13 protein-coding genes are annotated in these 14,366 nt (G+C 36.7%); 2 read left to right on the plus strand and 11 right to left on the minus strand.

All coding sequences use genetic code 11. The features are described from left to right. Positions 1–48 precede the first annotated feature (48 nt). Complete coding sequence (gene pafA / locus SJY44_RS06635) at positions 49–1,719, plus strand: alkaline phosphatase PafA (RefSeq protein WP_396591778.1); 1,671 nt, start codon at positions 49–51, stop codon at positions 1,717–1,719. Positions 1,720–1,747: 28 nt separating this feature from the next. Here pafA and SJY44_RS06640 read toward each other — a convergent pair whose 3' ends face one another. From SJY44_RS06640 to gcvP, 5 genes are all read right to left on the minus strand, one after another. Beyond that, positions 1,748–2,845: a serine hydrolase domain-containing protein gene (locus SJY44_RS06640; RefSeq protein ID WP_396591779.1), complete on the minus strand. Its 1,098-nt coding sequence runs from the start codon at positions 2,843–2,845 to the stop codon at positions 1,748–1,750. 20 nt (positions 2,846–2,865) lie between these two features. Then, positions 2,866–3,711: a glycosyltransferase family 2 protein gene (locus tag SJY44_RS06645; protein WP_396591780.1), complete on the minus strand. Its 846-nt coding sequence runs from the start codon at positions 3,709–3,711 to the stop codon at positions 2,866–2,868. A gap of 67 nt (positions 3,712–3,778) precedes the next feature. Next, the gene (locus tag SJY44_RS06650) at positions 3,779–4,300 is read right to left on the minus strand and encodes a methyltransferase (RefSeq protein WP_396591781.1); all 522 of its coding nucleotides are present in this window, start codon (positions 4,298–4,300) and stop codon (positions 3,779–3,781) included. Further along, a complete protein-coding gene (locus tag SJY44_RS06655) occupies positions 4,301–5,359 on the minus strand; it encodes a ketoacyl-ACP synthase III (protein WP_298929081.1) in 1,059 nt (352 codons plus the stop codon). A gap of 164 nt (positions 5,360–5,523) precedes the next feature. Further along, complete coding sequence (gcvP, locus tag SJY44_RS06660) at positions 5,524–8,364, minus strand: aminomethyl-transferring glycine dehydrogenase (protein WP_396591782.1); 2,841 nt, start codon at positions 8,362–8,364, stop codon at positions 5,524–5,526. A 125-nt stretch (positions 8,365–8,489) separates the two neighbouring features. Here gcvP and SJY44_RS06665 point away from each other — a divergent pair, with 125 nt between their 5' ends. Beyond that, positions 8,490–9,314: a hypothetical protein gene (locus SJY44_RS06665; RefSeq protein ID WP_396591783.1), complete on the plus strand. Its 825-nt coding sequence runs from the start codon at positions 8,490–8,492 to the stop codon at positions 9,312–9,314. Here SJY44_RS06665 and SJY44_RS06670 read toward each other — a convergent pair. The 6 genes from SJY44_RS06670 to SJY44_RS06695 all read right to left on the minus strand — a co-directional run bounded on the left by SJY44_RS06670 (position 9,308) and on the right by SJY44_RS06695 (position 14,304). Then, the gene (locus SJY44_RS06670; RefSeq protein ID WP_298929076.1) at positions 9,308–9,541 is read right to left on the minus strand and encodes a hypothetical protein; all 234 of its coding nucleotides are present in this window, start codon (positions 9,539–9,541) and stop codon (positions 9,308–9,310) included. The two genes, SJY44_RS06665 and SJY44_RS06670, sit on opposite strands and share 7 nt — an antisense overlap. A 2-nt stretch (positions 9,542–9,543) precedes the next feature. Further along, on the minus strand, positions 9,544–10,098 hold the full coding sequence (locus tag SJY44_RS06675; protein WP_298929074.1) for a sigma-70 family RNA polymerase sigma factor: 555 nt from the start codon (positions 10,096–10,098) through the stop codon (positions 9,544–9,546). A gap of 220 nt (positions 10,099–10,318) precedes the next feature. Further along, positions 10,319–11,206: a methyltransferase domain-containing protein gene (locus tag SJY44_RS06680; protein ID WP_298929071.1), complete on the minus strand. Its 888-nt coding sequence runs from the start codon at positions 11,204–11,206 to the stop codon at positions 10,319–10,321. A gap of 10 nt (positions 11,207–11,216) precedes the next feature. Beyond that, positions 11,217–11,657 (minus strand): hypothetical protein, encoded by a 441-nt coding sequence (locus tag SJY44_RS06685; RefSeq protein WP_298929068.1) that lies wholly within the window; start codon positions 11,655–11,657, stop codon positions 11,217–11,219. A gap of 50 nt (positions 11,658–11,707) precedes the next feature. Continuing rightward, positions 11,708–12,211 (minus strand): MarR family transcriptional regulator, encoded by a 504-nt coding sequence (locus tag SJY44_RS06690; RefSeq protein WP_298929065.1) that lies wholly within the window; start codon positions 12,209–12,211, stop codon positions 11,708–11,710. Between the two features lie 56 nt (positions 12,212–12,267). Further along, complete coding sequence (locus SJY44_RS06695; protein ID WP_396591784.1) at positions 12,268–14,304, minus strand: M3 family metallopeptidase; 2,037 nt, start codon at positions 14,302–14,304, stop codon at positions 12,268–12,270. Positions 14,305–14,366 lie beyond the last annotated feature (62 nt).

Genomic DNA, 14,366 nt, shown 5'->3' on the forward strand with positions numbered 1-14,366 from the left:
TAAAAAGATAAATGAATAGTTTTGCTCCTGTTTATCAATAATTCTATCATGAGAAAAACAAACCTATTAGTAATACTGCTAGTTCTATTTACAGCCAGTTCGTCTTTGGCACAGCGCAAAGGAAAAAATGTAACCCTTGAAAAGTCAAAACAAATAGCACAATCACCCAAATTAGTAGTGGGGATTGTTGTTGATCAAATGCGTTATGATTATCTGACCCGATTTTGGAACCACTACGGTGAGGGTGGATTTAAGCGTTTGATAAACGACGGGTTTAACTGTAAAGATCACCATTTTAATTATGCGCCTACAAGTACGGGTCCGGGACATGCTTCCGTTTATACGGGTACTACTCCGGCCACTCATGGAATAGTAGGAAATAATTGGTACGACAAAATACAGGACAAGAGTGTGTATTGTGCTGGGGATGATACCTACCAATCTGTCGGTACTTCTTCAGATGCAGGAGAAATGTCTCCACATCGTATGTTGACCACGACCATAACGGATCAATTACGATTACATACCCAAAAAAGGGGTAAAGTTATTGCCGTGTCCTTAAAAGATAGGGGAGCTGTATTACCTGGGGGACATGCTGCCAATGCGGCTTATTGGTTTGAGGGTGCTGATGAAGGTAAATGGATCAGTAGTACCTACTATATGAAACAACTTCCTAAATGGGTTACTGATTTTAATGAGTCTGGTAAGATAAAAGCATACAAAAAGGCATGGACTACTTTAAAAGATATTAATTTATACTTGGAAAGTGGTAGTGATAATAATAGCTATGAAGGTTTATTTGAAGATGAAACTACGCCGACTTTCCCCCATAGTACTCCAAATTTACTAAGTAAAGAGAAGGATTTTGAAATTTTAAAATACACTCCTTACGGAAATAGTATTACAGCTGATTTTGCTCTAGAAGCACTTGAAAAGGAAAATTTAGGCACCGATGCTATTACCGATTTTTTGGCCATCAGCTTTTCCAGTACTGATTACATTGGCCATAAATTTGGAGTGAATTCTAAAGAAATTCAAGATACATATTTGCGATTGGATGTTGATTTAGAGCAAATTTTGAACACCTTAGATCAAAAAGTGGGTGAAGGTCAATATACAGTATTCTTGACAGCAGATCACGGGGCCATCAATGTTCCGGCTTATCTAAACGATCAAAAAATTCCAGCAGGATATGTAGAAATGGATGCGAATAAAGAAAAGTTCGATCAATTCTTGAAATACAAATATGGCACCACGGATATTGTCAAGGGAAATAGTAATCATCAATATTTTTTGGATAGGAAAGTGATTGATAACCTTGATATGGATCTAGACCATGTACAAGAGGAAATTGCATTTGAATTATTGGGATATGAAGGCATTGCCAAAACCTATACAGGTTATCAGATGTGGCAAAATGAATACATTAAAGGAATACCAAGCATTATACAAAATGGATGGAACCAAAAACGTTCTGGGGATGTGATTTATGTGTATAAACCTGGTTTTATTTCATATCCAAAAACCGGTTCTACACATGGCTCACCTATGATTTATGATACTCATGTACCATTGTTGTTTTTCGGGAATGGAATAAAAAAAGGCAGTACAACTAACCGTACAGAGATTCCTGATATCGCTCCTACTATAGCAACTTTATTGGGGATAGCATTCCCAAATGGAACCACAGGTAAACCTATAGGTGAAGTTTTGGATTAATGCGTTGAAACGTATGGACTCCCTTTTTTTAGTTATCGTTTTTGAAGGTTGGTAGAAAGATGTTCTGCATTATTGCAAAAGGCAACTTGTCTTCCTGCGAATTGTATGCGCCTCCCTTAAAAATAGTGATTATATCTAGTTCAGGAAAAACCATGATATACTGACCGCCATTACCTGTCGCAACTTTGGAAACAATTATTTTGTCTTTAACCTTAAATGGAATGTTCCACCACAGATAACCATAGTCAATTCCCGTGATTTTTGTTTTTGGTGTGGTTGATTCCACAATCCATTTTTTGGATACAATTTGTTTTTCATTCCACATCCCGTTGTTGAGAATTAATTTCCCAATTTTGGCCATATCACGTGGGGTCATATATAATCTGTTGCCAGAAGAGATAACGTCTTTATTGGAAGTATGCTTCCAATTTATATTGGTAATGCCCAATGGATTGAATAAATATTGTTCAGCGAATGTATCTATGGTCATTCTTGAAGCTTGACTAATTATTTCTGCTATTAAAACTACCCCCATGGAGCAATAATTTGAAACTGTTCCGGGGTCATTGACCATGGGCAGGTCTAAGGTATATTGTAGCCAATCTTTCTTTTTGTAAACTTTATCTTCCTGACCTTTTGATTTTTTGTCCCAGTCGTTGCAATCCAGTCCGCTGGACATGGTTAACAAATTTCTGATGGTGATTTTCTCTTTTCTCTCATCAAGATTTTTTTTAGGTACTGGATTTTTTAGGTATTTAGATATTGGGTCGTCAATGCTCTCAATGAACTCTTTATCAATTGCAATTCCCATTAAAATTGCCCTAATGCTTTTTGTTGTGGAACGAAGGTCGTGTTGTTGGTCTGCCGAATACCCATTAAAGTATTCCTCAATAATGATTTGGTCATTTTTTACCAATAAAACACTATGTAGTTTGTTTTTGCCATGCTGTAGTTGGTCAAACAATTGATATATAGCTGCTGTATCAATCTTCTGTGATTTTAGATGATTGGTTTTCCATCCATCTTCAAGCTCTTTTGGTTGTGAATATGAATATGCATGTTGTCCAAAGCAAAAAGAATTAAGACACAAGGAGATAATTATTAAGGGTACTATGTTTTTTATCATATGACAATTGGAAAAATAGTTTACAATAGTTTAGACCAAACACCTTTCCAACGATATGTTCTAATAAAAGCACCTTCTTTATGGTCTACATACCTTGCAGGTTGGTTGATAAGGGCATTTAGGTAACCAAATATCATTTGAATATATAAGTTTGGGCTTTTAACTTGCCATGCCATTTTTAACGCTGCAATTTTGGTTAGCACAAGTCCATAACGCATTTTATATAGCGCTTCACCTTTTATTTGATAATTTTTTGTGCTGTATCCATGACCTGTAGGACGTAAATGCTGCACATGCAATGTAGAATCTGTCAAGGTTTCAAAATTGTGGTACTTTGCTAAAAGGACATCTACAGTATCCCATCCTACTCCAGGGCGTAAACCTTCTATTTTATCAAAACAAGCTTTATGGTATAGCTTTATGGGTCCACGAATATGATTCTTATCTGCAATCTTTTCATACACCCAATCTTCTCCTTTTTTTACGTAAAGTAAGCCAGAACACATGCCCAATTTCCAGTTGCTTTGAAAATGATTTAATATGGTTTCAAAATAGTTAGGGGGGAGAATAATATCTGCATCAAACTTGCCTATCAAGTCATAGTTTGAGGTATGTTTCAATCCAAAATTAAAAGTATCCACAACCTTTTTTCCCGGAATATGCTCATCTGTAGACTTTCGTTGTAAAACGGTTATCCAATTAAACCTTTTACTGTAATCCAAAGCAATTTTGAAGGTGGCATCACTAGAATTGTCATCTACTACGATTACCTCATCTGGGGCATGGGTTTGTCCAATAAAAGAATCCAGACAAGCAGAAAGATAAGATGCTTCGTTATGGGCAGGGATAATGATGCTTATTCGCATACGCTAAAATTCTAAAAAACAATGGAGATATGCTAATCATTTATCATTTTGGAATGACAGCAATGGTTTAAACGCGTTCTGCGTAAACCATATAATATCTTGGAGTAAAAAACCTTAGAATTGGCCGTATCCCTATTTTTTTGGTAGGGTTGGTCCATTTAGTGGAATCCTTGATTGTCCATCCTGCCTTTTCCAAGAGCCAATCAAACTGCCAGTCTTCAAACTCATGATAATGTCTGTCCCAGGGGTCGGTTTTGCTTCTATATGCAGATGAAAACCATAATCGCATGGGGATGCTGGCAACTAGTTTCTTCGCTTTTATTTCCTTCAATACATTAAAAGGAGCTACCAAATGCTCAAAAATTTCAAAGGCTGTGATGACTTCAGCTTCAGAATTACTGACTTTTTCAAAATCAATATCCAAATCCTCACCTCCTGTATTATTTACCCGATATCCGTTGGATTTCATGATTTCAGAAAATGGATTTTCTACCCCTAAATCTAAAATTGATTCGGAAGTATTAATGTGTTTTTGTAAAAAAGCTATGGTATACCTGTAACGTTTGTTTGGAAAGTTGTTTTCGTACATCTAATATTTATAAACGATGGCATTGATATTCATACCAGCGCCAACGCTTGCAAAGATAATAACATCTCCCTTTTTTACTTTATGATGTTCAAATTCTCCTTTGCTCACTAAATCATAAAGAGTGGGTACTGTGGCAACAGAACTGTTACCCAGTTTATGTATGCTCATGGGCATAATGTCTTCGGGTGCCGCTTTATCATACAATCGATAAAACCTTTTTACGATGGCTTCATCCATCTTTTCATTGGCTTGATGAATAAATATTTTCTTTACTTCATCAATCTGAACACCACTTTCATCTAAGCAAGAGGCCATTGCCTGAGGTACGTGTGTGCATGCAAATTCATAGATTTTACGTCCATGCATTTTTATATATCGGGTATCTGGACATCCTTCGTTATTGTAGGTTTTATCGAAAAACAGATAGTAAGCTTCCTCGTTCGCGTATGTTGCCGAAGTGTGTCCTAAAATTTCCCCTGAAGCTGCATTTGCCTCAATAATAGCTGCTCCGGCACCATCTGAATAGATCATACTGTCACGGTCATGCTCGTCCAATACCCTAGAGAGTGTTTCTCCACCGATTACCAAACATTTTTTGGCCATTCCACTTTTAATAAATGCATAAGCTTGGATAACGCCTTCTATCCAGCCAGGGCAACCAAAAAGCATGTCATAAGCCACACATTTAGGGTTTTTAATTTTAAGTAGATGTTTTACCCGTGTTGCAAGACTTGGCAAGGTGTCCCCTTGATTTTTTCCATGGGTCAGATCCCCAAAATTGTGGGCAAAGATGATGTAATCCAGATCTTCTTTATCAATCCCAGCATCTTCAATGGCTTTTTCTGATGCGAGATATCCTAGGTCAGATGTTTTCAATTCTGGATTTGCATATCGTCTTTCTGAAATTCCAGTAATTGCTTTGAATTTTTCAATGATTACGGCATTATCATTTCCAAAAGTAGTTCCATCCGTTCCAAGAAATTCATGTTCCAAAAAGTCATCATTTTTTGTAACGATTGATGGAATATAACTTCCGGTACCTGTTATGCCAATTTTCATGCTGAGGTTTTAAGAATTTAAATATAATTGTTTATCGCTCGCGGTATTATGCACGCATAATAATTGCTACGATGTCCAAGTTTGGTTTTGCATTTCTGCAAACAAAAAAAAGCCTTGGGTTATGGACTAAACCAAGGCTTTTTACTAATAAATATAATGTTTTGCTACATTTCTGCGTATGCTTCTATCGGTGCGCAAGTACAAATCAAATTACGATCCCCAAAAGCTTCATCTGTTCTTCGGATTGTGGGCCAGAATTTATTTTCTGAAACAAAGGGTAATGGGAATGCAGCTTTTTTCCTACTGTATGGGTAATCCCAGGTATCGCTAGTGATCATTTCCAAAGTATGTGGTGCATTTTTTAACACATTGTGTTGGTCTTCTGGACTTGCTTCGTCAATTTCTTCACGTATGGACAACATTGCATCACAAAACCTATCCAATTCTGCAAGACTTTCACTTTCTGTAGGTTCAATCATAATTGTTCCTGCCACTGGAAAAGATACTGTAGGAGCATGGAACCCGTAATCCATTAGTCTTTTGGCGATATCGGTTACTTCAACTCCATGTGCTTTAAAAGGTCTACAATCAATAATCATTTCATGCGCGGATCTTCCTTTTTCACCGGAGTACAATACATCAAACTTTCCCTTCAATTTGTCTTTGATATAGTTAGCGTTTAGGATGGCTATTCTAGTGGCATCTGTTAACCCTTCAGTTCCTAACATTTTAATATATCCGTAGGAGATTAGACAAGCCAAAGCACTTCCCCATGGAGCTGCTGATATGGCTGTAATTGCTTTTTCTCCGCCGGTTTCCACTACTGGGTTGGTAGGAAGAAAAGGCACTAGTTGTTCGGCTACGCAAATAGGGCCAACTCCAGGACCACCACCACCATGTGGGATGGCAAAGGTTTTATGAAGGTTAAGGTGGCATACATCTGCTCCTATAACCGCTGGATTTGTTAACCCAACCTGGGCATTCATATTGGCGCCATCCATGTAGACTTGTCCGCCATGTTCATGAATCAACTTGGTTATGTGGATAATGGAAGACTCAAACACACCATGAGTAGAGGGATAGGTAACCATTAGAGCAGCTAGATTTTCTGAATGCAGCTGTACTTTTTCCTCCAAATCGGCAACATCAATATTCCCTTTTTCATCAGTTTTGGTGACAACTACTTTCATACCTGCCATAACTGCAGAAGCTGGATTGGTGCCGTGTGCTGAAGCAGGAATAATACAGATGTTCCTGTGTTCTTCTCCTCTAGATGCGTGGTAGGCCCTTATGGTCATTAACCCAGCATATTCTCCCTGCGCTCCAGAATTTGGTTGTAATGAAGTGGCAGCAAAACCAGTAATCACATTTAATTGTTCCTCAAGTTCTTTTAGAACTGCCTGATACCCTTCCGCCTGATTTAATGGCACAAAAGGATGAATATTGCCCCAATTTGCCCAACTTAAAGGGAGCATTTCTGAAGCTGCATTCAACTTCATGGTGCAACTTCCCAAAGAAATCATAGAGTGGTTCAATGCCAAATCTTTGCGCTCCAATTTTTTAATATAACGCATCAACTCCGTCTCAGAATGATACGAATTGAAAACTTCATGCTCTAAAAATGGGGTTTGGCGTTGTAATGTGCTAGGGATAACCTCTTTTATGTCCGTTATCTGGGAAATACCTTGAGATTCTGAAAAACATGATGCCAAAGATTTAAGGTCATTATTTGAGAAAGCTTCATTCAAGGAAATAGATACTGTTTCAGTATCAATGAAATTTAAATTGATGCCTTTACTTTCAGCAACTTCTCTCAGCTGTTTTGTATTGGAAACCTTAATTTTTAAAGTATCAAAGAAGACAGTATTAATTTGCTTAAGGCCAAATGCTTCAAGAGTTTTAGAAAGCACCTTAGTTTGAGTATGAACCTTGTTTGCAATGTATTTTAATCCATTTGGGCCATGATAAACGGCATACATTCCTGCCATTACTGCTAGTAAAACTTGTGCCGTACAAATGTTGGAAGTTGCCTTGTCTCTTTTGATGTGTTGTTCTCTGGTCTGCAATGCCATACGCAATGCTGGATTACCATCAGTATCTTTTGTAACCCCAATAATTCTACCGGGAATACTTCTTTTATAGTCTTCTTTTGTGGCAAAGAAAGCTGCGTGAGGTCCGCCATACCCTAATGGAATTCCAAAGCGTTGTGTGGTACCCACTACTACATCAACTCCCCATTCTCCTGGAGGAGTAAGTAATACTAGGCTTAAAATATCTGCTGCAACGGCAACTTTGATGTCATTTGCTTTGGCTTTTTGCACAAACTCAGCATAATCATGCACTTGTCCATGTTTCCCCGGATATTGCAACAATGCTCCGTAAAAATCATTGGAGAAATCAAATTCTTCATGATTTCCAACTACCAATTCTATTCCTAAAGGAGTAGATCTTGTTTGGAGCAAACTCAATGTTTGGGGAAGCACTTCTTCAGAAACAAAAAACTTGAGTGCACCATCTTTCTTTTGTTGTCTTGAACGAACGTCAAAAAGCATGGTCATGGCTTCAGCTGCTGCAGTACTCTCATCCAATAGAGATGCATTTGCCAGCTCCATTCCCGTTAAATCACATACCATGGTCTGAAAATTCAACAAAGCCTCCAAGCGGCCTTGCGCAATTTCTGCTTGGTATGGGGTATAGGCAGTATACCACCCTGGATTTTCAAGAATATTTCTTTTGATTACAGAGGGTGTTAAGCACTCATGATATCCCAAACCAATATAGGTTTTGAAAACCTTGTTTTTTTCAGATAAGTCCTGAAGATGTGTCAAGAATTCATGCTCGCTTATGCCTTGAGGAAGCTTCAACGGTTCCTTGAGCCTTATATCATCCGGAATGGTTTCATAAATTAACTGTTCCAGGTTTTCTACCCCAACCGTTTTAAACATGGGCTGGAAGTCTTTTTCTGTAATGCCAATATGCCTTGAGGCAAACACTTCTGTATTCATATTCAATTCAATAAAGTGCACAAAATTAGGGATAAATTCAATGAAAATAAGCAATTTTGATAATTGCCAAATCAAAGTTGTTAACCATGAATTAACCTTTTTCTTTAGTAGCTGAATTCTGTTTAATGCGATTGTTGAAAACCATATTTGATTTTTACCTGGATGCTAGTGTTCATGTGGCTTTAGCTGTGATTTCCTTGGTTGTTGTTACCACACTCTTGTTAAACGTTCCTATTGATTTTTCTTTAATTGGATTTGTTTTTTGTAGTACGATGGTGTGTTACAATTTTGTAAAATATGGAGTAGAGGCAGAGAAGTATTTAATTGTATCCAATGTTTATCATAAAAACATACAGGTTTTTAGTTTTTTTGGCTTTGCCCTAGCTATTTATTTTTTGATGAATCTTAGTAGAGAGATTTGGTTTGCAGTGATTGGATTGGGTTTGATATCAACCTTATACGCTATCCCATTTTTGCCCAATGCAAAAAACTTGAGAAGCCTAGGAGGATTTAAGATTTATATAGTAGCAATTGTTTGGGTGGGGTTTACGGCGCTATTGCCTGTTTTGGAATCAGAAACTCCCATTACTTGGGATTTATGGGTTTTGTTCAGCCAAAGATTTGTTCTTATACTAATACTTATCCTTCCTTTTGAAATAAGAGATCTGCAGTGGGATGATAAACGTTTAAAAACGTTGCCGCAACTGGTTGGAATTCAAAAAACCCGCATGACGGGCTTTGTTTTAATCGCTGTTTTTTTCCTTCTTACTTTTCTCAAAGACGATTTGCTTCTAAGTGAGCTTACAGCACGCTTCTTTGTTTCTATTGCCTTGACAGTAGTTTTTCTTTTAAAGAGTAAAATGCAGGATAAATACTTCGCTTCATTTTGGGTTGAAGGAATACCTATATTTTGGGCAAGTTTATTTTTACTCGCAAATGAGTTCTATTGAAGATGTTTTTCTAAATCTTTGCGCATCTCATCTTTGTCACCTTCAGAAAGTACGTTAAGACCTGCGCGGTCACAAAGAGAAGTTAACATCGTGTTTTCCTTTGTAAATTTTGCACAAGCTTTACACATAATTATATGTAAACGAAGCTTAAGAATTTCCCAACCCCCCGCTTCTTTATATTGTGATTTGTTGCATATATTCGATGCCTCCTCGCATGAAATCTTCATATCTAATACCAATTTTGATTTAGGCAACCCATAAGGGCAGTTCGCGCTCTATGGATCATTACCCACAAGTTGGACGGATTAATTCCTAATTCATTACAAATATCTTCTGTACTCATTCCTTGAATGGTCTTCATGTTAAAAACCAAGGACTGTTTTTTAGGCAATTTTGAAATACATTCTTGAATGGCTAATCCCAATTCTTCGTTTTCCAACGTGTTGTCACCATCTTTACTAAAAGGATCAGCGACTTGTTCTTCTAACCAATCCCCTTCAGAATCTGCATTGGCATTGTAGTTAATACGAACCTCTGCTTTTCCTTTTTTAGAGTTTATCTTTCTGTAATGATCAATAACCTTTCTTTTTAGGATAGCAATCAACCAAGTGCGTTCTGCCGCATCGCCTTTGTAGTTTTTAGCAGAGTTAAGGCCTGCAAAAAAAGTTTCTTGTACCAAATCCTTTGCAATTTCTGCATCACTTACGCGTGCTACTGCATAATTGAACAAGTAATCTGCATATTGGTCAACCCAAGTTTCGGGTTTAAGTTCGTAAGCTGCCATATTTTTTTCAAGAAGTACCAAATGTAATAGATTTTAGTTAATGATTCCATGCTTTGTCTATTACAAACGACCTTAAAAAGTATCACGAAAAGTTCATGAAAGTAAAATTTAGCTTATTGTTGTGATTTTTAGAAGTCAATGAATACAGATAAAACTATCAAATTTTGCATAAACTATTGGTTATTGTGTTTTTGAATGGTATTTCAGATTTAAAGCAAACTCATTTTGTACAGGTGATCATAAAATATCCAAAACTTTGCATATGCAGACCTGACAGTAATGCATAAAAGGAACCTTTTAAGTTGTGCAAGCTTTCCTTTTTTAGCGCACTGTTCTCCCAAAGCTTTTTGAGCATAAAGCCAACTATTGCAAATGGAACATGTAGTACAGAGGGAGCAACGCGGAAAGAGATATCTTCAACCTTTATTTTTTTAAATCCTATTTCCTTCAAATCAGATGTTACCTTTTTTATTTCACCTAACCTTTCCAAACTCCAATGATTACAGAGTTTTTTGTATGCAAGTGAGCTTCCATAGCAGAGTTTTTGAGTATCTTTTTTTAGAAATGCATCCGCAATAATCAATTTTCCGCCTGGCTTTAAAATACGATATGCTTCTAAAAATGAGGAACTATCATGACCAGAATGACAAAAGCTTTCTATTGCTATTGCTCCATCACATGAATTTGTAGTAAGGGAAGTATGGTTGTAATTTTCTTTTAAAATAACAGCGTTTAAGTCTTTCAAAAGTTTATTTCCTTCGTCAACTTGAAATTCTGAAAGTGTAACTCCTATAGCAGAAAGATTTTGATTTTTCCTTAAGGCATACCTTATACTGCCGCCCATACCGCAACCTAAATCTGCCAATAGGCCTTTGCCTTTATTTAAGTTCAATCTATTTAAAACTTGCTTGTTCATCTCATTCAGCATATCATCTCTTTTAAAAAGATTTGTCCTAAAAGGATCATAATAACCAAAATGCATATTAAAGTCTTTGCTCCAAAACCCATAGTCTTCTGTGGCTTGGTCATAAAAATCAATAATATCTACCTCTATTTTTTCTTTTTCTTCAATGGGGGAATACTGTTTCTCAAATACAAAATCTTTCATAATAGTCACTTTAAGAATTAGAATACAGGATGCAGTTGTTAATGAACAACCAGGCAAATACCACAGCAAATAGAACAAATAGTGCATTCATGAGGTAGCTGCCAATTTTAAACAATGATTGTTGGGGAATGGTGTACATGGGATAATAAGCTATTTGAGTAGCTACTTTACCTATCCAATAGGCGCCTATCAATCCGGTAATGGCAATTGCCAATTTTGTTCCATTTTGTAAATCATTGGTCAATAGAATTGCAATGCAACCAAAAGAAAAGTTGAGGCCTTGAATATACCTGCCATATGTTTTTGCTATTTCCTGGTTTAATGGTTTTAGCTGTTTTACATCATTATACCAATCAAAGACTTTATGCCTGATGTATGGATAAATAAGAGCAGTAAATATTTGGCCAACACCTCCTAAAATAATCAACCAGTTTGGAACGTTGTATCTCATTATTATATTTTTAAAATTTCAGAAAGTATTGAAAGTTATAGATAAAAAAATTATTTTATTATTTTGAGAAATGCACTGCTTACCCAATTCTGTTTATGATTTATTGCCTTGTCCAAAAGTGAATTTGCTGTTTTGGCCAAATCATGTAGTGCTTTTGTTTGTTTAATGAGTTCTTTTGTGTTTTCTGTACCATCATCTTTAATGGAACTGATTTCTTGAAGCGTTTTGATGACAGGTTGTATTTCTCTTCTGCTACGTTCTTCCGCTATAATACGGGCCAATTCCTGCACATCTTTCTCAGTAGAAAAGTATTCTTTGCGTTCACCTACCTTCAATTCTTTTTTTACAATTCCCCAATCAATCAGCTGGCGAACATTCATACTGGTATTACCCCTTGAAATTTTAAGTTCTTCCATGATTTCTTCGGTGGTCAAGGGTTTTGTAGAAACAAAAAGTAAGGCTTGTATTTGTGCCATAGCTTTATTAATTCCCCATAAAGTGCCCAAACTTCCCCATGTACTAATAAACTTATCTTTAGCTTCTTGGTATTCCATGAAACAAAGATAACATTATTTCTGTACTTTCAAAAATTATTGAAAGTACAGAAATATTAACCAGTTTTCTTTATCAACCCTGCTCGTTCCAAAAGAGGTTCAATCTTAGGCGCTGCACCTCTAAAACGCTTGTAAAGTGTCATGGGGTTTTCTGTACCGCCTTTGGATAGCACATGTTCCTTAAACTTAGATGCAATTTCTTTATTGAAGATTCCATTTTCCTTGAAATAAGCAAAAGCATCTGCATCCAAGACCTCGGCCCATTTATAACTGTAATATCCAGATGAATACCCTCCTTGAAAAATATGGGAGAATGCTACACTCATGCATGTTTCAGGAGTTTCTGGAAAAAGATTGGTGCCTTCAAAGGCTTTGGATTCATAATTTTTCACATCTTCAATTTTTGATGCGTCTGTTCCATGCCAAGCCATATCCAAAAAACCAAAACTTAGTTGCCTAAGTGTTGCCATGCCTTCTTGGAAAGTTGCAGATTCTTTAATTTTCTGCACCAATTCCATAGGAATCAATTCTCCAGTTTCATAATGGAAGGCAAAAAGCTCCAAAGCTTCTTTTTCATAACACCAATTTTCCAGCACTTGACTAGGTAGCTCTACAAAATCCCAATAGACGGATGTACCAGAAATACTAGGATATGTAGTGTTTGCCAACATACCGTGCAATGCATGACCAAACTCATGGAACAGCGTAGTTACCTCATTAAATGTCAAGAGTGAAGGTTTTGTGCTCGTTGGTTTTGTAAAGTTGCAAACATTGGAAATATGAGGTCTGCTATTTTCGCCTTGTATGGTGTATTGCGGTTTATAGGAAGTCATCCAAGCACCACCCCGTTTTCCTGGCCTAGGATGAAAATCAGCATAGAAAAGTGATACCAACTTTTGTGAGTTGTCATACACCTCAAAGGTTTTTACATCTTCATGGTATTTTTCTATATCAAAAACTTCTTTAAAGTTGAGCCCAAATAGTTTTTCCGATACTTTAAAAACACCATTAATTACATTTTCTAGTTTAAAGTAGGGTTTTAGTTTTTCATCATCCAAATTGAACAATTTTTGCTTCAACTTTTCTGAATAGTAGGAACTGTCCCATTTCTCTAGTTGAGCAATGTTATCCAACTCTTTTGCAAACGCCTGCAATTCTGCAAATTCCCTTTCGGCTGCGGGTTTTGCCTTTTCTAGAAGCTCGGTTAAAAAGTTCAGGACTTTTTCTGGTGTTTCCGCCATTCGCTCTTCTAAAACAAAGTGTGCATGTGTTTCGTATCCTAACAAATTGGCCCTCTCATGTCGAAGCGACACAATTTTCAGAACATTTTCTTGGTTATCCAGTTCATCTTTATGAAATCCTTTAGTACCAAATGCAAGGGACAGTTCTTTTCGCAGTTCCCTGTTTTCCGCATATTTCATGAATGGAATGTAGCTAGGGTAATCCAATGTAATTAACCAGCCTGCTTTATCCTTGGATTTTGCTAATTGTGCGGCAGCTTCTTTTGCTCCTTCGGGTAAGCCGTTTAAATCTTCTTCATTAGTGAGCAACAGCTCATATCTATTGGTTTCCGCCAATACGTTTTCCCCAAATTTTAATTTTAGCTTGGATAATTCAGTATCAATCTCTCTAAGGCGTTTTTTAGCGGTATCCGTCAAGTTGGCACCATTGCGACTAAAGCTTTTGTACCTTTTTTCTAATAGGGTTTGTTGTTCCGCTGTTAGGTTCAGTGTTTCTCTTTGTTCGTAGACTGATTTTATTCTTTTAAAAAGCGCCTCGTTCAATGTAATATCATTGCTGAATTCTGATAACAATGGAGAAACTTCTTGAGCTATTTTTTGAATCTCATCATTGGTTTCCGCGGAATTAAGATTGAAAAAAATGCTAGAAACTCGGTCTAATTGCTTTCCAGAAAAATCTAGAGCTTCCAAAGTGTTTTTAAAAGCGGGAAGTTCTGGATTTTCAACTATTGCGTCTATTTCCTCTCGGGCATTATCAATTGCTTTTAAAATGGCAGGTTTAAAATGCTCGTTTTTTAATTGTTCAAAAGGAGCTTTATCAAAAGAAATAAGTAAGGGATTGTTTGTAGGCATGCGTGGATTTGTTATTTATAATTTGGAATTTTCAATCGATGCTTCTCGACCGACTCAGGATG

The sequence above is a fragment of the Allomuricauda sp. R78024 genome, assembly GCF_044596045.1.
Lineage (GTDB): Bacteria > Bacteroidota > Bacteroidia > Flavobacteriales > Flavobacteriaceae > Flagellimonas.